We start from the raw sequence: 17367 nt of genomic DNA, 5'->3' as shown, positions 1-17367 counted from the left end.
CTGGTTCCGGACGGACATCGGAGGACAGTCTTGGCCATGGAGCAAGCAGACGGGACGCAAGTGCCCCTCATTGACGCGAGCGTGCACGTCTTCTTCGGTTCGAACAAGGACCTGCGGCAGAACTTCCTGAAGGAACCGTTCGCCAGCCGCGGCTTCCCCGATTACGAGATGAACTGGTACGGCGCCCCCGGCGGCGAGTACGCCAACGGCACAAAGGGTCCCGACCGCCAGTACCCCGGCTCAGACCCCGACATCGCCGCGCAGCACCTGTTCACCGACCGCGGCGTGGACATCGCGATCCTGCACCCGATGACCCGCGGCATCATGCCCGACCGCCACCTCGGCACCGCGCTGGCCGCCGCGCACAACGAGATGATGGTGACCCGCTGGCTCGAACACGACGAACACGGTGAGCGGTTCCGCGGCACCATCCGGGTGAATCCGGACGACATCGCCGGCGCCCTGCGCGAGATCGACAAGTACAAGGACCATCCGCGCGTGGTGCAGATCGGCATCCCGATGCAGTCGCGCGAGCTCTATGGCAAGCCCCAGTTCTGGCCGTTGTGGGACGCCGCCGCCGAGGCGGGCCTGCCGGTTGCCGTGCACATCGAGGGTGGCGCAGGCATCCAGTTCGCCCCGACGCCGTCCGGCAAGGCCCGGACCTACGAGCAGTACCTCGGATTCATGGCGATGAACTACCTGTATCACCTGATGAACATGATCGCCGAGGGCGTGTTCGAACGGACTCCCACCCTCAAGTTCGTCTGGGCCGACGGTGCCGCGGACCTGTTGACCCCGTTCATGTGGCGGATGGACTGCTTCGGCCGCCCGCACCTGGAACAGACACCGTGGGCACCGAAGATGCCCAGCGACTACCTGCCCGGCCACGTGTATTTCGTGCAAGGCGCGCTCGACGGCCCCGGCGACACCGAGTTCGCCGGCGAGTGGATGAGCTTCACCGGCAAGGAAGACATGGTGATGTTCGGTTCCAGCTACCCGCACTGGCAGCTGAACGAACCGACGATCCCGAGCGCGTTCAGCACCGAGCAACGCGACAAGTTGTTGTGGCGCAACGCCGCCAAGCTGTACGGCCTGGAGAGCGAATTCGTAACTGCCGGTTCATCGTCCGTAGTAGCGGCACAGTAGGTATCTGAGGGAGGCCATCATGACCATCACCACCAACCCACGGGTGCCCGCCGCCGAGCGGATAGCAGTGCGCTGCGTCGACTCTGACGTCCACCCCATGCCCAAGCGCGGACAGCTCCTCGAATACATCCCGGAGCCGTGGCGCAGCAAGTTCTTCATGAGCCATCCGGTCGGTGACCAGATCTACTACGACGCACCCGATTACGCGCACTCGTACGCGATGCGGGTGGACGCCTTCCCGCCGGACGGCGAGTTCGCCTGCAGCGACCCAGACATGGCGCTGCGCCAACTCATCATGGAGGCCGGGTCCGACATCGCGATCCTGGAGCCGACACACGGTGAGAGCCGCCTGGGCGAGGCCACCGCCGCCTACTGCACCGCCACCAACTCCTGGCTCGCCGACAACTGGCTGGACCCGCACAACAACTGGCATCAGCGCTGGCGCGGTTCCATCTGCGTCGCCATCGAGGAACCGCAACTGGCGGTTGCCGAGATCGAGAAATGGGCCGAACACCCGTACATGTCCCAGATCCTGATCAAGGCCGAGCCGCGGCCGTCGTGGGGTGACCCGAAGTACGACCCGGTCTGGGCCGCGGCCACCAAGCACGACATCACCGTGAGCTGCCACCTGTCCCGCGGTGAGTTCGAGAATCTGCCGTTGCCCCCGGTCGGACTGCCGAGCTACAACCACGATTTCATGGTCACGTACTCGCTGCTGGCGGCCAACCAGGTGATGAGCCTGATCTTCGACGGGGTCTTCGACCGGTTCCCGACGCTGCGCATCGTATTCATCGAGCATGCCTTCACCTGGATCCTGCCGCTGATGTGGCGCATGGACGCCATCTACGAGAAGCGCAAGAGCTGGATGGACATCAAGCGCAAGCCATCCGAATACGTCAAGGACCACATCAAGTTCTCGACGCAACCGCTGGACTACCCGGAGGACAAGACCGAGCTGTCCCGGGCGTTCGAGTGGATGGAGTGCGAGAAGATTCTGCTGTACTCCAGCGACTACCCGCACTGGACCTTCGACGACCCGCGCTGGCTGGTCAAGCACCTGCCCGAACATGCCCGTGAGGCCATCATGTTCCGCAACGGCATCGAGACCTACAAGCTGCCCGAGACCGTGCCGGTCCTCGAGGGACAGGTCCGAGTCTTCTGATGACCGAACCGGAGAAGCGCCCCCGGCTCGCACAGGGGCGCGAGCATGTCATCGGTACTGTCGACGAGATCCCGCCCGGCACACACAAACTCGTGCCGATCGGCCGCCATGGTGTCGGTGTGTACAACGTCAACGGCACGTTCTACGCGATCGCCAACTACTGCCCCCACGAGGGTGGTCCGCTGTGCTCTGGCCGCGCCCGGGGGCGCACGGTCGTCGACGACGACGTCCCTGGCGACGCAGTGATGGTGCGTGACAAGGAGTTCATCTACTGCCCCTGGCACCAATGGGGTTTCGAGTTGGCAACCGGCACCACTGCGGTGAAGCCCGAATGGAGTATCCGTACCTACCCGGTCCGTGTGGTTGGAGATGATGTGTTGGTGATGGCATGAGCGAGCTTGCGAACGAAGCAGTACTCCCCCTGGGAACCCCCGAGCTCAAGCGGGGCGAGAAGACCATCGAGATCAACGGCGGCAACGTCGTCTACGAGATCCTGGGAAAAGAGGGCGATTTCATCGCGCTCACCCCCGGCGGCCGGTTCAGCAAGGACATTCCGGGTCTGCGTCCGCTGGCCCAGGCGCTGGTCAAGGGCGGCTACCGGGTACTGCTGTGGGACCGGCCCAATTGCGGCCGCTCCGATATCCAGTTCTACGGCCAGAGCGAGTCGCACATGCGCGCCGAGACACTCTCGGCGCTGATCACCAAGCTGGGCATCGGCCCGTGCATCCTGGCCGGCGGTTCCGGCGGGGCCCGCGATTCGATGCTCACCGCGATGCTCTACCCCGAGGTCGTCACCAAGCTCGTGGTGTGGAACATCGTCGGCGGTGTGTACGGATCGTTCGTGCTGGGCTCCTACTACATCGTGCCGAGCATCCTGGCCGTCCGCGGAGCAGGCATGAAAGCCGTTGCTGCCATTGATGAGTGGAAGGAACGCTCCGGCGAGAACCCGGCGAACCGCGACCGCATCCTGGCTCAGGATCCCGATGATTTCCTCAAGCTGATGCTGCGCTGGCTCAACGCGTTCGTGCCGAAGCCCGGTCAGACCATCCCGGGCGTGGAGGACGAGATGTTCGACAACATCACCGTGCCGACACTCATCATCCGTGGCGGCGAGAACGATCTCGACCACCCCAAGCGCACCTCGCTCGAGGTCAGCTGCCTGATCAAGGGATCCAAGCTGATCGACCCGCCGTGGCCCGAGGATGCCTGGGAGCGCGCAGGCGAAGCCCGGGCCTCCGGAAAGGTAAAGCGGTTCAACATGTTCGACACCTGGGTGCAGGCCGCCCCGGCGATCATCGAGTTCCTGGGGTCTACCCCGTCGGAGCCCAGGTGAGCGCAGTGACGCCGACCTCACACCGCCCTGATTCGCACCTCGCAGTTCAGCGAAGCCTCCAGGGCGGTGTGGATGCGGCTTTCCGGGATGCGTGCCAGGTCAGCCCGGTCCAGGGTCACCGTCACCACATCCCAGCCTTCGACGTCGACCGATCGAACGATGTCACCCGACACGCCGAACCCGGCCAGCACGCCGCGGGCGTCCTCGTCGGTGCCGCGGCTGACGAAGGTGACCACACCGGCCGTTGGCGTGGTGCCAAACGCCTTGGCACACAGCTCCATCGCGATGGCCTGCAGCTCTGGTGCGTCGTCGCCGGCGATCAGCACCTCGACCTCGCGGCGATGCGCGGGCAGTCCGGCGAGCTGGTTGTCCAGCACCTCGGCGCCGCGCTCGGCCAGCAACCCACGAAGCGTTGCCATGCCGATGGATAGCTCCTGCTCCCCGAGCTCGCCAGCCGGGTCGACTCCGACGCGCACCACCGCAGTTCTCATGCCGGTAAGCCTAACCGGGGACGGGATGTGACATGACAGCCGAACTGACGGTCGCGGCATGGCCGGGAATCACCCCACGTCTCCTGCGCGACGGGCCAGAGGCACTCGACGTCTACCGGCAAGCCGGGGGCTATGTGCCCCTTGCCGATCCGGAGCTACTCGTGAACGAGGTCGAGGCCAGCGGACTGCTCGGCCGGGGCGGCGCAGCGTTCCCGATGGCGGTGAAGCTGCGCACTGTGCGCGACAACGGCCGAGAAGCCGCAGGCGCCGTGGTGATCGCCAACGGCGAAGAGGGAGAGCCAGCCTCGATCAAGGACCGCTGGTTGCTCCGCAACCGCCCGCATGCGGTGCTGGACGGCCTGCGGCTTGCCGCCGGGATCGTGGGAGCCGACCGCGCCGTGGTGTATGTGTCGGATCCCCAGGCCGCGGAGTGCGTCGCGCGCGCGATCGCCGAGCTCCCCGGCGAACTGGACGGGGTGGCAGTCGAATTGCTCACCGTCACTCCGGGTTACGTCGCGGGTGAAGAGACCGCCGCGGTGCACGTGGTCAACGGTGGACCGGCCAAACCCACCGACAAGCCGCCGCGCCCGTTCGAGGAGGGGGTGGCCGGGAAGCCGACGCTGATCAGCAATGTCGAGACGCTGGCTCACCTTGCCTATCTCCATCAACACGGCGCGCAGGCGTTCCGGGAACTGGGCACCGAGTCCTCCCCCGGTACCTTCCTGGCCACGGTCACCGGGGCCGGACGCGGGCCCGCGCTGTACGAACTGCCACACGGCATCGCGTTCGCTGATCTGCTGACCCTGCACGGGGTGTCCCCCGACAACGTCCGCGGAGCGCTGATGGGCGGCTACTTCGCCGGATTGGTCAACCGCGACATCGTCGGGGTCACACTGGATCACGAGTCCATACGGGCCCTCGGCAGCGGACTGGGCTGCGGCGCGATCGGCATCCTTACCGATGACTGCCCGGTTGCGGTCGCGGCGGCGGTGCTGGCGTACTTCGACCGCGAGAACGCCGGACAGTGCGGTTCGTGCTTCAACGGGACGGCCGCGATGGCGGCGGTGGCGACCGGTCTGCGCGATGGCAACGCCGGCCAGGCGGACCTGGACCGGCTCCGGCGCTGGTCGGTGGTATTGCGCGGCCGGGGCGCCTGCGCCACCCTCGACGGCGCCGCCAACGTGGCGGCGAGCCTGCTGGCACAGTTCCCCGATCTGGTGCGGCGACACCTCGAAAATGGCTGTCAGACCTGTCGTTCCGGTGCTTTCACCGCTGCGCGGCCGTATGAAGTGGAGTCCCTGGAGGCGGTGGTGTCGGTATGAAGGTCAAGCTCGATCGCACGTTGTGCGATGGCTTCGGGTTGTGCGCCAAGCACGCGCCCGAGTACTTCCCGCTGGACGACTGGGGCTACGCCTCACTCCAGGGCGACGGCCACATCCCTGCGGCCGACGAGGACGCGGTCCGGCGTGCCCTGCTGGACTGCCCCGTGCACGCGATCATCGAGCTCAAGGAGGCGCGCACCCATCAGGGGGCCGGGTGAGGCCGGCATTGACTCTTAGGGCTGGATCACCGATCCCGGAAACTGGTAACGTGATTCTCCACTCAGAATAACCCGCTTACCACCGGAGTCGAGTTGTCACAGATACCGGGACGTCCGCTCCCGACGGTCACCACGCTCAACGAGTACTTCTGGACCGCGGGCGCCGACGGGGTGCTGCGAATCCAGGAGTGCCAGGGCTGCAGCGCCCTCATCCATCCGCCGCAGCCGATCTGCCGTTACTGTCGCAGCCACAACATGGGTGTGCGCGACGTGTCCGGGCGTGCGTCGCTGGCCGGGTTCACGGTCAACCACCGGTTCGGATTCCCCGACATGCCCCCGCCATACGTGGTGGCCGAGGTGGCCATCGCCGAGGATCCCCGGGTCCGGCTGACGACCAACATCGTCGACTGCGATTTCGACGACCTCAAGCTCGGCATGCCGGTGGAGGTCGACTTCCAGCACATCGAGGACGTCTGGCTGCCGGTGTTCAAGCCGTCAGCCGACACCACCGCTACCCCGCCGGTCGCCGAGCCGGTCGCGCCCCAGGATGTCGCCAAGTACGTCCGGCCGATGCTGACCAGGGAGAAGTTCGAGGATCACTCGGCTATCACCGGCATCGGGATGTCCAAGATAGGTCGCCGCCAGATGGTGCCGCCGCTGGCCCTGACCATCGATGCGGCCGAGAAGGCCGTAGCCGATGCCGGTTTGACGTTCGACGACATCGACGGCCTGTCCACCTACCCGGGCCTGGCCATCGCCGGTATGGGCGAGGGCGGAGTAACCGCCCTGGAGGGCGCGCTCGGACTTCGGCCCACCTGGATCAACGGCGGCATGGACACGTTCGGCCCCGGCGGCTCGGTGATCGCGGCGATGATGGCCGTGGCCACCGGCATGGCGCGACACGTGCTGTGCTTCCGCACGCTGTGGGAAGCGACGTTCGGCCAGCTGGTCAAGGAGGGCAAGATGTCCCCTCCGATGGGTGGCCGCAGTGACAACTGGCAGCACCCGTTCGGTGCCACCTCGGCGGCACACACGTTGGCGCAGAACGCCGGCCGTCACTTCGACCGGTATGGCACCACGCGGGAAACCCTCGGCTGGATCGCACTCAACCAGCGCGCCAACGCCGCGCTGAACCCGACCGCCATCTACCGCGATCCACTGACCATGGACGACTACCTGTCGGCCCGCATGATCACGACCCCGTTCGGCCTGTACGACTGCGATGTACCGTGCGACGGCGCGGTGGCCGTCATCGTCTCGGCTGTCGACGCCGCGCGCGACCTGCCCAAGCCGCCGATCCTGTTCGAGGCCGTCGGCACCCAGATCGTCGAACGCCTCGACTGGGACCAAACCACCCTGACCCACGAACCCCAGGTGCTGGGTCAGAGCGCGCACATGTGGTCGCGAACCTCGTTGCGCCCCAGCGACGTCGACGTCGCCGAGCTGTACGACGGATTCAGCTTCAATTGCCTGTCGTGGCTGGAGGGCCTCGGCTTCTGCGGCATCGGAGAAGCCAAGGACTTCCTCGACGGCGGTCACAACATCGCCCGCGACGGCATCATCCCGCTCAACACCCACGGCGGGCAGCTCTCACACGGCCGCACCCACGGGATGGGCCTGATCCACGAGGCCGTCACGCAGTTGCGCGGCGAGGCCGGCGAGCGTCAGGTGGCCGACGCGCGTGTCGCCGTGGCCAGCAGCGGCGGCCTCACCCCGAGTGGCGTGTTACTGATGCGCAGGGACGACTGAAACATGCACGCACCCCATGAGTAGGACCGCCCCGCACCCCAGAGTGGTGATGGTTGACGGTGTTCCGATGTCGGCCCTGGTCGCGGAAGCTCCCGACCCGCGCGCAGTCGTCGTCGCGCTACACGGCGGAGCCACCACGTCGGCGTACTTCGACTGTCCCGGTCACCCGGAACTGTCGTTGTTGCGCATCGCGGTCGCCCAGGGATACACCGTAGTGGCGCTGGACCGTCCCGGCTACGGCGCGTCGGCGGCCTACCCGGATGCCATGGCGCGCCCCGAACAGCGGGTCGCGTTGGCGTTCGGCGCAATCCAGCGCATCGCCGGCACCGTCGACCTGTTCGTCCTGGGCCATTCGATGGGCTGCGAGCTGGCATTGCGCCTCGCTGTTCAGCAACCCGAGGTGCTCGGCGTGTCACTGGCCGGGACCGGCCGCCGGTATCACCCGAGCGCACAGGAGCTGCTGAAGGACGCCTCGCCGGTGAATCGGCCGCGTGGTCTGCGTGAGCTGTTGTGGGAACCGGCCCGGCTCTACCCATCCGATGTGATCGGCGCCGGACTGTCCGCGGGCGGCACCGCGTACGAGGGCGATGTCGTCAAAACCTGGCCGCGACAGGACTTTCCGGCACTGGCCGGACAGACGAGGGTTCCGGTGCAGTTCCTCGCGGGCGAGTACGAGAACGTCTGGGAGTCCGCCCCAGAGTCACTGGCCGCGATCAGCGCGATGTTCACCGCGTCGCCGCGGGTCGAGACCGGCGAACTGGCCGACAGCGGCCACAACCTCAGCGTCGGACTGACCGCGGCTGACTATCACCGCAAGGTGTTGGCGTTTGCCGATGAGTGCGTCGCCGATGATGCGAAAACCGAAGTGGAAGTGGAGGCAGGTTGATGCGAGTCGGATTTATCGGGCTGGGCAGCCAGGGGGTGCCGATGGCGCGGCGGATCGTCGAGGGCGGCTTCGAGACCACCCTGTGGGCTCGGCGCCCGGCATCACTGGAGCCCTTCGCCGACACCGGGGCCAAGACAGCGGGCTCCCCCGCCGAGCTTGCGGCCGCCAGTGACCTCGTCTGCCTGTGTGTCGTGGGTGACGACGACGTCCGCCAGGTGCTCGACGGTGAGACCGGCGTGCTGGCCGGGCTGGCGCCGGGCGGCGTCATCGCCATCCACTCCACCGTGCACCCGGACACCTGTCGCGAGATCGCGGAAAAAGCTGCCGCCCAGGGCATTTCTGTTGTCGATGCCCCGGTGAGCGGCGGCGAGCCCGCTGCCTCGGCCGGCACCTTGCTGGTGATGGTCGGCGGTGACGAGGAAGTTGTCGAGCGGGTGCGTCCGGTGTTCGCCACCTACGCCGACCCGATTGTGCACCTGGGCGGGGTGGGCGCCGGCCAGGTCGCGAAGATCTTGAACAACCTGTTGTTCAGCGCCAACCTGGGCGCCGCCATGAGCGCACTGGAACTCGGTGAGGCGCTGGGGGTTCCGCGTCAGGCGTTGTGTGAGGTGATCACGCGCGGATCGGCCACCAGCAAGGCGCTCAACAGCATCGCGATGTTCGGCGGGACGTTGGACAACCTGGCGCCGATCGCCGGCGCGCTGCTGCAGAAGGACTGCCGGCATGCCGCCAGCCTGGCCGATGACGCCTCGGCTCCCCAGGGGGCAGTGTTTGATGCCGCCGACAACGCCCTTGCCATAATGAATCATCCCCGCTGATGCGCATCGGTTTCATCGGGGCCGGCCGGATGGGCGCGCCGATGGTGCGCCGGCTGACCGACGCCGGACACCAGGTGCGAGCCCTGGGCCGCGACGACGAAAAGCGCGCTGCGGTAGCCGAACTCAGGGCCACACCGGTGAACGCGCCACGCGAGGCCGTCGAGGACGCCGACGTGGCAATCGTCTGCGTGTTCACCGACGAGCAGGTGCGGGAGCTTTGCCCGGATCTAATCGACGAGATGCCCGAAGGTTCGATTCTGGTGCTGCACACCACCGGCAGCCCCCGCACCGCCGAGGCCCTCGCCGAGCGCGGTGCCATTCGCGGCATCGCCGTCGTCGATGCCCCGGTCAGCGGCGGGCCGCACGACATCGCGGCCGGGACGGTCACCGTGTTCGCCGGTGGTCCCGAGGACGCGGTGGCCCGCGCCCGCGAGGTGCTGACCGCCTATGCCGATCCGGTGCTGCACGTCGGGCCCGTCGGTTCCGGTCAACGGGTCAAGCTGGTCAACAACGCGTTGTTCGCGGCACAGATCGGCGTCGTCGCCGAAGGCGTGCGCCTGGGCGATCGCCTGGGTATCGACGAGACGACACTGCTGACCGCACTCACGCACGGCAGTGCGGCAAGCCGTGCACTGGGCGGTATCGCTGCCACCGGGTCGGCCGACGCCTTCATCGCGCGCGTCGGCGAATTCATCGGCAAGGACGTCGCGGTGGTCCGCAGTACCGCGTCTGAACTGGACAGCGACCTCGGCCGGCTCGAGAGCCTGCTCGACGCCGCGATCAAGTGACCGAGCCGGACATCACGACCTGATCAGAACCTATTTTGTGCTTTTCAAACACTGTCAACAGGATTACTGTTAGCGTTACAGTTCAACAGTTTCCCGTAACGTGTCACGACACTTCCGGCCCAGCCCGCCGCGAAGGAGGAGCCAGCGAATGACCAAGGCCCAGGTGATCTTCGATCCGTTCTCCGAGGAGTTCTTCAACAACCCGTTCGACATGTACCGCCGGATGCGCCAGGACGCGCCGTTGTATTACAACGAGGACTCCGACTTCTACGCCCTGACCCGGCACGAGGACGTGGCGGCGGCGTTGAAGGACCACGAGGCGTTCTCCTCGTCACGTGGCTGCGACCTGGCCATGGTGCAGAGCGACGAGCCACCGCAGAAGTCGATCATCTTCATGGACCCGCCCGATCATCGGCACATGCGCAGCCTGCTGAACAAGGCGTTCACCCCGCGCATGATCCAGTCCCAGCGCGACACCATCGTCGAGCAGATCGATCACTTCCTCGGGAAGATCGGCTCCGACGAATTCGATGTGGTCCAGGATTTCTCGGGCCCGTTCCCGGTCGAGGTCATCACCCGGATGGCCGGCGTCGACCCTGAGTACCGCCAGCAGGTCCGGCACTGGATCGATATCAGCCTGTCCCGCGAGCCGGGGCAGATCGGCTACTCCGAGGCCGGCATGCAGGCCAACATCGACACCGGCATCTACTACTACGGGCTGGTGCAGAAGCGCCGCGAAGACCCGCAGGACGACATGATCAGCCGGCTGATCGCCGCCGAGATCCCCGGCGAGGACGGCCAGATGCGCCGCCTCGACGATATCGAGATCACCGGATTCGCCACCCTCCTCGGCGGTGCGGGTGCTGAGACCGTCACCAAACTCGTCGGCACCGCGATGGTGCTCTTCGCGCGTAACCCCGAGCAGTGGCAGAAGCTGCTCGACGACCGCGAGAAGATTCCGGCCGCGGTCGAGGAGCTGCTGCGTTTCGAGGGCCCGGTGCAGTACAACGTCCGCTACACGCTCAAGGAAGCCCACGTGCCCAGCGGGACCATCCCGGCCGGCAAGGCGGTGTTCCTGATCAGTGCCGCGGCCAACCGCGATCCCGACGCGTTCACCGATGCCGACACCTTCGACATCGAGCGTGACCGCACGGAGGCACAGAACCTGGGCCTGGGCTACGGCATCCACAGCTGTCTGGGGGCCGCCCTGGCCCGCATGGAGAGCGCAATCGCCCTGGAGAAGCTACTCGACTTCATGCCGCGCTACGAAGTGAAATGGGATCAGCTGCAACGGGTTCACATGCAGAACGTGGCGGGGTATTCACATGTGCCGGTGAAGGTGTTGAGGTGATGACCAAGAAAGTTCACGTCGATTTCGAGATCTGCGAGAGCAACGCGGTCTGCATGGGCATCATCCCGGAGGTGTTCGACCTCGACGATCAGGACTACCTGCACATCCTGCAGGAAGACGTGACGCCGGAGAACGAAGCGCTGATTCGCGAAGCGGTCCGGCAGTGCCCGCGGCAGGCGATCTCGATCAATGACGAATAGCCGGCCCATGCGGTTCGTCTTCGTACACGGCGGTTTTCATGCCGCCTGGTGCTGGGAACACACCATCGCCGAGTTGCAGAAACTGGGGCATGACGGTGTCGCGGTAGACCTGCCCGGGCACGGCGCTCGGGTCGCCGAGGAGTCGACGCTGGCCAACCGGCGGGCCGCGATCGTCGAGGTGATGCAGCCGGGCGATGTCCTCGTCGGGCACTCCGGCGGCGGGTTCGACGCCACTCTCGCCGCGGACGCGGCGCCGGAACTGGTGGGTCACATCGCATATCTGGCCGCGGCACTGCCCCGGGAGGGCCGGACATATCCCGAAGCCATGGCCATGCGGTCGGCCGACGATGAGTTGGGTGGCGAATTCGACGGTGATGTCGGCGAGATGCTGGGCTATCTGCATTTCGACGAGGAAGGTGCCATGCACTTCGCCGACTTCGGCGGCGCCTGGCGGTACTTCTACCACGACTGCGACGAGGCCACTGCCCGTTGGGCTTTCGAGCGTCTGGGCCCCGAGCGGTTCGGCGACACCACGGTGACGCCGGTGTCGGTGCCGCAGTTCTGGGCGGCCGATCTACCCCGCAGTTTCATCCGCTGCACCCAGGACCGTTCGATGCCGAAGTGGTTGGCCGACACGGTCACCCAACGTCTCGGAGTCGAGCAGCTGACCATCGACACGTCGCACTCACCGTTCCTGAGCCGCCCGCGGGAGCTCGCCGAGCTACTGGTGCACGCCACGACGACCACGCCGATCGCAGCCCTCACGCCGGCCTAGGTTCCCTCCCACTGCGCCGTTTTCGACGCCCAGGTCGCTTCGAGCGAAGAAGCACGACCCCAGCGTCGAAATCGGCGGCCCCGCATCGCCCGCGCTCGGTCCTCGTCAGGCAGCGATGACCGTCTGACCGAATTTCTCGGTGGCTTCGAGGGCGTGCGCGAGACTGTCGCCGGGCAGGGTGACGTGCAGCCAGGTCACCCCCAGCGCGGCAAGCTTGTCCACGCCGGCCAGGTATGCGTCGGCGTCGAAATCGTCGGCACCGGGATTGCCGCCCTCAAAGTTGTTGAACACGATGTCGATTCCGTCGGGATCGCGACCGGCCGCGGTCAGCCGCGCCCGCAGGTCCTCGATACCGGCCGCCAAGGCGTCCAGTGAATCCATCGCCGCGGTTCCCGCGGTCTTGGCCAGCCCGGCCGGCGCGGCGAACGGGCACCAGCCGTCGCCGTGCTTGGCCACCCGCGCACGTGCGGCAGACGTGTTGCCGCCGATCCAGATCGGCGGATGCGGGCTCGCCGCCGGCCGGGGGTGTGCGGTGATACCGCGGGCGCTGAAGGCCTTGCCCTCGAAGGTGTAATCATCGGTGGTCCAGATACCGCGGATGACCTCCAACGCCTCGTCGAACAGCCCGGCCCGCTCGTCGTAGGACACCCCCAGCGCGGCGAATTCCCGCTTGAGATAACCGACTCCTACTGCCAACGTGAACCGGCCACCGGACAGCAGGTCCAGGCTGGCACCGGATTTCGCCACCACGAAGGGATTCCGATAGGGCAGCACCACGATGTTGGGCACCAGCCGCAGGGTCGTGGTGTGCGCCGCGGCAAAAGCCATGGCCACGAACGGGTCCAGTGCGTCGTGGCCGCCGGCATCGAGCCAGCGCTGGGACGGGGCGGGATGGTCGGTGAAACCGAAACCGTCGAATCCCGCCGCCTCGGCCGCAGCGGCCATCGCCGCAACCCCGCTGCCACTCACCAGATCTGGGTGGTAAGGGTGGGTGTGCATCGGGTAGGTGATGCTGTACCGCACTGCGGCCGGCCCGGTCAGGAGGGGAAGCCGGAGAGGATGACGCCGTTGCACTCCGCGGCGCCTTGGCGCACCTTGGCGGCCGCCTGGTAGGCGTCGGAGTAGTACCACTCCCGAGCGGCGTCGACCGACTCGAACTCCAGCACCACGGTCTGGGTGCCGTGCCAGGCACCTTCGATCACCTCGGGCTTCTGATCGACGGCGACGATGGTGGCCCCGCCCATCGCCTTCGAGGCCAGCTTCGCGTACTCGCCCATGCCGGCCGGGTCCTTGATGTCCTCGGTGATGATGACGTAGCCCTTGGCAGATGCCATTACGAAACTCTTTCTCTAGTCGTTGATTTCACTGATCGCCCGTTCCGGGCAGTTGGCTATCGCCTCGCGGGCCGCATCCTCTAGCCCGGTGGGAACCTCTTCCGGATCGGCCACCGCCCACCCGTCGTCCGACATCTCGAAGACCTCGGGGCACAGCGTCAGGCACATGCCGTGTCCGGCACAGCGATCCTCGTCGACCCTGACCCGCATCAGCTGTCGAACTCCAGATGCAGCTCGGTCAGCCCGCGGAGGATGAAGGTCGGGATGTAGTCGTAGCGGCGGTCGCCGTCCGAACCGTGCCGGGCCTCGGAGATCCGAATGTCGGTGGTCCGGTCCAGCAACCGCTCGATGCCGACGCGGGTTTCGGCACGCGCCAACGGAGCGCCCGGGCAGCTGTGGATACCGCGCCCGAATGCCAGATGTTGGCGAGCGTTCTTACGCGCCGGGTCGAAGGTGTCGGGATCCTCGAATCGCCGCGGATCGCGGTTCGCCGCGCCGTTGAGCACCATCACCGTGGTGCCGGCGTTCAACTCGGTCTCGCCGATGGTCACGGGGCGGCGCGACAACCGGAAGTCGCCCTTGACCGGGCTCTCGATCCGCAGCGCCTCCTCGATGAAGTTCGGGATGAGGCTGCGGTCAGCCCGCAGCCGCTGCTGGATCCCGGGCTGTTCACCCAGGACCTTCAAAGCGGTGCTGAGCAGGCGGACCGTGGTCTCCTGCCCGGCCGAGAAGACGTTGGTCGCCACCCGGGCCACATCGCCGACGTCGGGGATGCTGCCGTCGGGGAACGTGGCTTCGGCCAGGCCGGTGAGCACGTCGTCGCGCGGGTTGGCCCGTCGATCCGACACGTAGTCGGAGAACTGGCCGTAGAGGAACTCGAGCGGGCTGTGGGACAGCGACTCCTTGCTCGTGCTGCCGATGCCGCCGCCGGAATTCTGTTTGATGCCATTGACGAAAGCTTCGCGATCCTCGGCTGGGATACCCAGCAGATCGGCGATCACCAGCAGTGTGAACGGACCGGCAAAGCCCTTGATGAACTCGCCCCCACCGGGCGCCAGATAGCTGTCGAGGACCTCGTCGGCCAACTGCCACATGGCGTCCTCGTTCTCCTTGAGGCGCTTGGGCGTGATCAACCGCATCAACAGCGAGCGGTGGTCGGTATGGGTGGGCGGATCCAGGGTCGGCAGCTGATCGCTGAACGGCAGTTCGTTGCGGTGCTTGTCGATGAGCGCGGTCACCTCTTCGGCGCTACGCCCCTCCAGCGGGACCGGGAAGCCCGGGAACGGTCCGGTAACCGACAGGCAGGACGAGAAGGTTTCCTCGTCGTTGTAGACCTGCACGGCCTCGTCCCAGCCGGTCACCATCGTGACGTTGTAGTGGTCTTCACGCGTGACCGGGCACTTGTTCCGCAGCGCCTCGAAGAATGGGTACGGGTCGTCGACCAATCGTTCATCGCGGAAAAAATCGATACCGGTTGGGTCGATCGCCATCAGCTACTCCCGTTCCAGCCGCACGTATGAGAATGCGGCTCTCATCTATGAATAGTAGATTTCCACAGCACCGGTTGTGCGTCAACGCCGGACCCCAACCCATCTGCGACAAGCAGCAAGAATAGGATTCTCTTCCTCAACCGCCGAGCATTGCCAGCCCGCCATCGACGGCGATCAGCCGGCCGGTGATAGTGCCCGCCCCGGGGCGTCCCGGCAACCAGGACCGGCAACCGCGCAGCGCAGTGCCAACAGAGAGATAGTTAGACAAACGTCAACTATTTCCAATAGCCGAATCCGTTGTTAAAGTGCCGGATATGCCCAAGGCAACCACGACCGAGACTGCTGACAACAGTCAGCGTCGGGCGTCATTCCAGCGGGCCCGGTCGCACCGGACCAAGCGCGATCTGGTCCAGGCCGCGATGGCGCTCTGGCGCACGAACGGCTATGCGAAGACCACGGTCGCCGACATCTGCCGCGCCGCGGGAGTGTCCCGCGCCCTCTTCTACTTCTATTTCCCAGCCAAGGAAGACGTGCTGTTCGAGGTGGGCCTGACCTCCACCCGACTGGCGCAAAAGCGGGTGAAATCGCTGCTGGTCGGCGATTACGACGTAATGACCGTCATCACCGAGGCGCTGCGCAGCCTGGAGCGGTCGATGGCACGCAACCCTCCTGATCTGATCGTCGAGACGATCCTGGAGGGGTACCGGCACGAGCACCGGATCCTGGCCGGCGACGTCGACCCGGATACGCAGGACGCCGACATGTTCGGCGAGTTGTTCCGCCGGGCCCAGGCCGACGGCAAGCTCGGCACCCACGTCGACGTGGACCATCTGTCCCGGCTCGCGCAGATCCTGGTCAGCGAAGGCGTCCGGCACTGGGCCGGCGGCAGTTTCGGCGACCACTCGTTCACCGACGTAGTGGCACGCGATATCGGCGCGATGATCACCGGCTTCAACAACACCGACAACTAGATTCGGAGGACCCCGATGGCGTGGGATTTCGAGACCGACCCCCAGTATCAGGAATTGCTGGACTGGGCCGACGAATTCGTGACCGAACAGGTCGAACCGCTCGATCTGGCCTTTCCGCACCTGCAGTTCACCCAACTGGAGGGCAAGCGACGGGACGCGATCGACCCACTCAAAGCACAGGTGCGCGAAAAGGGCTTGTGGGCTACGCATCTCGGGCCGGAGCTGGGCGGGCAAGGCTACGGACAGCTCAAGCTGGCACTGCTGAACGAAATCCTCGGCCGCTCGCAGTGGGCTCCGATCGTGTTCGGCTGTCAGGCCCCCGACACGGGCAATGCCGAGATCATCGCGCACTACGGCACCGAGGAGCAGAAGAAGCAGTACCTGCATCCGCTGCTCGAGGGTGAGCTGTTCTCCTGTTATTCGATGACCGAACCGCATGCCGGTGCGGACCCGACGCTGTTCACCACCAGTGCGGTGCGCGACGGGGACGACTGGGTGATAAGCGGCTGGAAGTTCTTCTCCTCCAACGCCGCAACCGCGTCATTCCTGATCGTCATGGTGGTGACCAATCCCGAGGTCAGCGCCTACCAGGGCATGTCGATGTTCCTGGTGCCCACCGACACTCCCGGCGTCGAGATCGTCCGCAATGTCGGGCTGTACGGCGAGGCGGACAACCACGGCAGCCATGCGTTGATCCACTACGACAACGTCCGAGTGCCGGCCGAGGCGCTGCTGGGCGGCGAGGGACAAGCCTTTGTGATCGCCCAGACCCGGTTGGGCGGCGGCCGGATTCACCACGCGATGCGCACGATCGGCCTGGCCCAGAAGGCGCTGGACATGATGTGTGAACGCGCGCTGAGCCGCGAGACCCAGGGCAGCCGGCTGTCCGACAAGCAGTTCGTGCAGGGCTACATCGCCGACTCCTATGCCCAGTTGCTGCAGTTCCGGCTGATGGTGCTCTACACCGCGTGGGAGATCGACAAGTACAACGACTACAAGAAGGTCCGCAAGGACATCGCGGCGGTCAAGGTGGCCATGCCCACCGTGCTGCACGACATCGCCTGGCGCGCAATGCAGGTCCACGGGGCGCTGGGTGTCACCAACGAGATGCCGTTCATGGGCATGGTCACCGGTGCCGCGGTGATGGGACTGGCCGACGGACCGACCGAGGTGCACAAGACCACCGTCGCCCGGCAAGTGTTGCGTGACTACCAGCCCACCACCGACACCTGGCCCACCGAGTGGATACCCCGCAAGCGTGAGGCCGCGCAGGCGAAGTTCGCCGAGTATCTCGAAGCCGAGGTGGGGAACCTGTGAGTGAGATCAACTCGGC

The 17367-nt window shown here is 66.2% G+C and carries 20 protein-coding genes; 15 read left to right on the top strand and 5 right to left on the bottom strand.

What is annotated here, in order from left to right; all coding sequences use genetic code 11:
* Window positions 1-36: 36 nt before the first annotated feature.
* The 4 genes from G6N57_RS15795 to G6N57_RS15780 are packed head-to-tail and all read left to right on the top strand — an operon-like array spanning window position 37 to window position 3641.
* Window positions 37-1146 (top strand): amidohydrolase family protein, encoded by a 1110-nt coding sequence (locus tag G6N57_RS15795; RefSeq protein WP_077741517.1) that lies wholly within the window; start codon window positions 37-39, stop codon window positions 1144-1146.
* 19 nt (window positions 1147-1165) lie between these two features.
* Window positions 1166-2308, top strand: a complete 1143-nt coding sequence (locus tag G6N57_RS15790; RefSeq protein ID WP_077741518.1) for an amidohydrolase family protein — start codon at window positions 1166-1168, stop codon at window positions 2306-2308.
* On the top strand, window positions 2308-2700 hold the full coding sequence (locus G6N57_RS15785) for a Rieske (2Fe-2S) protein (RefSeq protein ID WP_075921067.1): 393 nt from the start codon (window positions 2308-2310) through the stop codon (window positions 2698-2700). Before G6N57_RS15790 ends, G6N57_RS15785 begins: the two co-directional genes overlap by 1 nt.
* A complete protein-coding gene (locus G6N57_RS15780) occupies window positions 2697-3641 on the top strand; it encodes an alpha/beta fold hydrolase (RefSeq protein ID WP_077741519.1) in 945 nt (314 codons plus the stop codon). Before G6N57_RS15785 ends, G6N57_RS15780 begins: the two co-directional genes overlap by 4 nt.
* 17 nt (window positions 3642-3658) lie before the next feature.
* Here G6N57_RS15780 and G6N57_RS15775 read toward each other — a convergent pair whose 3' ends face one another.
* On the bottom strand, window positions 3659-4132 hold the full coding sequence (locus G6N57_RS15775; RefSeq protein WP_077741520.1) for a hypothetical protein: 474 nt from the start codon (window positions 4130-4132) through the stop codon (window positions 3659-3661).
* A gap of 32 nt (window positions 4133-4164) precedes the next feature.
* Between G6N57_RS15775 and G6N57_RS15770 the strand changes: the two genes are divergently transcribed.
* The 9 genes from G6N57_RS15770 to G6N57_RS15730 all read left to right on the top strand — a co-directional run bounded on the left by G6N57_RS15770 (window position 4165) and on the right by G6N57_RS15730 (window position 12239).
* Window positions 4165-5454 (top strand): NADH-ubiquinone oxidoreductase-F iron-sulfur binding region domain-containing protein, encoded by a 1290-nt coding sequence (locus tag G6N57_RS15770; protein WP_077741521.1) that lies wholly within the window; start codon window positions 4165-4167, stop codon window positions 5452-5454.
* Window positions 5451-5672 (top strand): ferredoxin, encoded by a 222-nt coding sequence (locus tag G6N57_RS15765; RefSeq protein WP_077741522.1) that lies wholly within the window; start codon window positions 5451-5453, stop codon window positions 5670-5672. The genes G6N57_RS15770 and G6N57_RS15765 overlap by 4 nt, the downstream gene beginning before the upstream one ends.
* 93 nt (window positions 5673-5765) lie before the next feature.
* Window positions 5766-7421 (top strand): thiolase C-terminal domain-containing protein, encoded by a 1656-nt coding sequence (locus G6N57_RS15760; RefSeq protein WP_077741523.1) that lies wholly within the window; start codon window positions 5766-5768, stop codon window positions 7419-7421.
* Window positions 7422-7488: 67 nt separating this feature from the next.
* On the top strand, window positions 7489-8307 hold the full coding sequence (locus tag G6N57_RS15755; RefSeq protein ID WP_272936936.1) for an alpha/beta fold hydrolase: 819 nt from the start codon (window positions 7489-7491) through the stop codon (window positions 8305-8307).
* A complete protein-coding gene (locus G6N57_RS15750) occupies window positions 8307-9125 on the top strand; it encodes an NAD(P)-dependent oxidoreductase (protein ID WP_077741525.1) in 819 nt (272 codons plus the stop codon). The genes G6N57_RS15755 and G6N57_RS15750 overlap by 1 nt, the downstream gene beginning before the upstream one ends.
* Window positions 9125-9913, top strand: coding sequence for an NAD(P)-dependent oxidoreductase (locus G6N57_RS15745; RefSeq protein ID WP_077741526.1), 789 nt, complete (start codon window positions 9125-9127; stop codon window positions 9911-9913). The genes G6N57_RS15750 and G6N57_RS15745 overlap by 1 nt, the downstream gene beginning before the upstream one ends.
* 148 nt (window positions 9914-10061) lie before the next feature.
* Window positions 10062-11264, top strand: coding sequence for a cytochrome P450 (locus G6N57_RS15740; protein WP_077741527.1), 1203 nt, complete (start codon window positions 10062-10064; stop codon window positions 11262-11264).
* On the top strand, window positions 11264-11464 hold the full coding sequence (locus G6N57_RS15735) for a ferredoxin (protein ID WP_077741528.1): 201 nt from the start codon (window positions 11264-11266) through the stop codon (window positions 11462-11464). Before G6N57_RS15740 ends, G6N57_RS15735 begins: the two co-directional genes overlap by 1 nt.
* A gap of 7 nt (window positions 11465-11471) precedes the next feature.
* Window positions 11472-12239, top strand: a complete 768-nt coding sequence (locus tag G6N57_RS15730; RefSeq protein WP_077741529.1) for an alpha/beta fold hydrolase — start codon at window positions 11472-11474, stop codon at window positions 12237-12239.
* A 105-nt stretch (window positions 12240-12344) separates the two neighbouring features.
* Here G6N57_RS15730 and G6N57_RS15725 read toward each other — a convergent pair whose 3' ends face one another.
* The 4 genes from G6N57_RS15725 to G6N57_RS15710 are packed head-to-tail and all read right to left on the bottom strand — an operon-like array spanning window position 12345 to window position 15063.
* Window positions 12345-13238 carry an LLM class F420-dependent oxidoreductase gene (locus G6N57_RS15725; protein WP_407665936.1) on the bottom strand — a complete coding sequence of 298 codons (894 nt, stop codon included), beginning with the start codon at window positions 13236-13238 and terminating at the stop codon, window positions 12345-12347.
* A gap of 38 nt (window positions 13239-13276) precedes the next feature.
* A complete protein-coding gene (locus G6N57_RS15720) occupies window positions 13277-13573 on the bottom strand; it encodes a DUF1330 domain-containing protein (protein ID WP_003880116.1) in 297 nt (98 codons plus the stop codon).
* A 15-nt stretch (window positions 13574-13588) separates the two neighbouring features.
* Window positions 13589-13783, bottom strand: a complete 195-nt coding sequence (locus tag G6N57_RS15715) for a ferredoxin (protein ID WP_077741531.1) — start codon at window positions 13781-13783, stop codon at window positions 13589-13591.
* On the bottom strand, window positions 13783-15063 hold the full coding sequence (locus G6N57_RS15710; RefSeq protein ID WP_077741532.1) for a cytochrome P450: 1281 nt from the start codon (window positions 15061-15063) through the stop codon (window positions 13783-13785). The genes G6N57_RS15715 and G6N57_RS15710 overlap by 1 nt, the downstream gene beginning before the upstream one ends.
* 314 nt (window positions 15064-15377) lie before the next feature.
* Between G6N57_RS15710 and G6N57_RS15705 the strand changes: the two genes are divergently transcribed.
* Entirely contained in the window at window positions 15378-16034 is a 657-nt protein-coding gene (locus tag G6N57_RS15705; protein ID WP_077741533.1) for a TetR/AcrR family transcriptional regulator, read from the top strand.
* Window positions 16035-16049: 15 nt separating this feature from the next.
* Entirely contained in the window at window positions 16050-17351 is a 1302-nt protein-coding gene (locus G6N57_RS15700; RefSeq protein ID WP_077741534.1) for an acyl-CoA dehydrogenase family protein, read from the top strand.
* Window positions 17352-17367 lie beyond the last annotated feature (16 nt).

The sequence above is a fragment of the Mycolicibacterium boenickei genome, from assembly GCF_010731295.1.
Taxonomy (GTDB): domain Bacteria; phylum Actinomycetota; class Actinomycetes; order Mycobacteriales; family Mycobacteriaceae; genus Mycobacterium; species Mycobacterium boenickei.
The sequence above is the reverse complement of the archived record's forward strand: the minus strand, read 5'-3'. Positions and strand labels throughout refer to the sequence as shown.

Bases quoted from the DNA above. Each gene is read 5' to 3' on its own strand.
- G6N57_RS15795 (WP_077741517.1), top strand. From the start codon at position 37: ATGGAGCAAGCAGACGGGACGCAAGTGCCCCTCATTGACGCGAGCGTG.
- G6N57_RS15790 (WP_077741518.1), top strand. From the start codon at position 1,166: ATGACCATCACCACCAACCCACGGGTGCCCGCCGCCGAGCGGATAGCA.
- G6N57_RS15700 (WP_077741534.1), top strand. From the start codon at position 16,050: ATGGCGTGGGATTTCGAGACCGACCCCCAGTATCAGGAATTGCTGGAC.
- G6N57_RS15720 (WP_003880116.1), bottom strand. From the start codon at position 13,573: ATGGCATCTGCCAAGGGCTACGTCATCATCACCGAGGACATCAAGGAC.
- G6N57_RS15745 (WP_077741526.1), top strand. From the start codon at position 9,125: ATGCGCATCGGTTTCATCGGGGCCGGCCGGATGGGCGCGCCGATGGTG.
- G6N57_RS15755 (WP_272936936.1), top strand. From the start codon at position 7,489: ATGTCGGCCCTGGTCGCGGAAGCTCCCGACCCGCGCGCAGTCGTCGTC.
- G6N57_RS15730 (WP_077741529.1), top strand. From the start codon at position 11,472: ATGCGGTTCGTCTTCGTACACGGCGGTTTTCATGCCGCCTGGTGCTGG.
- G6N57_RS15735 (WP_077741528.1), top strand. From the start codon at position 11,264: ATGACCAAGAAAGTTCACGTCGATTTCGAGATCTGCGAGAGCAACGCG.
- G6N57_RS15750 (WP_077741525.1), top strand. From the start codon at position 8,307: ATGCGAGTCGGATTTATCGGGCTGGGCAGCCAGGGGGTGCCGATGGCG.
- G6N57_RS15765 (WP_077741522.1), top strand. From the start codon at position 5,451: ATGAAGGTCAAGCTCGATCGCACGTTGTGCGATGGCTTCGGGTTGTGC.
- G6N57_RS15715 (WP_077741531.1), bottom strand. From the start codon at position 13,783: ATGCGGGTCAGGGTCGACGAGGATCGCTGTGCCGGACACGGCATGTGC.
- G6N57_RS15775 (WP_077741520.1), bottom strand. From the start codon at position 4,132: ATGAGAACTGCGGTGGTGCGCGTCGGAGTCGACCCGGCTGGCGAGCTC.
- G6N57_RS15780 (WP_077741519.1), top strand. From the start codon at position 2,697: ATGAGCGAGCTTGCGAACGAAGCAGTACTCCCCCTGGGAACCCCCGAG.
- G6N57_RS15785 (WP_075921067.1), top strand. From the start codon at position 2,308: ATGACCGAACCGGAGAAGCGCCCCCGGCTCGCACAGGGGCGCGAGCAT.
- G6N57_RS15705 (WP_077741533.1), top strand. From the start codon at position 15,378: ATGCCCAAGGCAACCACGACCGAGACTGCTGACAACAGTCAGCGTCGG.
- G6N57_RS15740 (WP_077741527.1), top strand. From the start codon at position 10,062: ATGACCAAGGCCCAGGTGATCTTCGATCCGTTCTCCGAGGAGTTCTTC.
- G6N57_RS15725 (WP_407665936.1), bottom strand. From the start codon at position 13,238: ATGCACACCCACCCTTACCACCCAGATCTGGTGAGTGGCAGCGGGGTT.
- G6N57_RS15770 (WP_077741521.1), top strand. From the start codon at position 4,165: ATGACAGCCGAACTGACGGTCGCGGCATGGCCGGGAATCACCCCACGT.
- G6N57_RS15710 (WP_077741532.1), bottom strand. From the start codon at position 15,063: ATGGCGATCGACCCAACCGGTATCGATTTTTTCCGCGATGAACGATTG.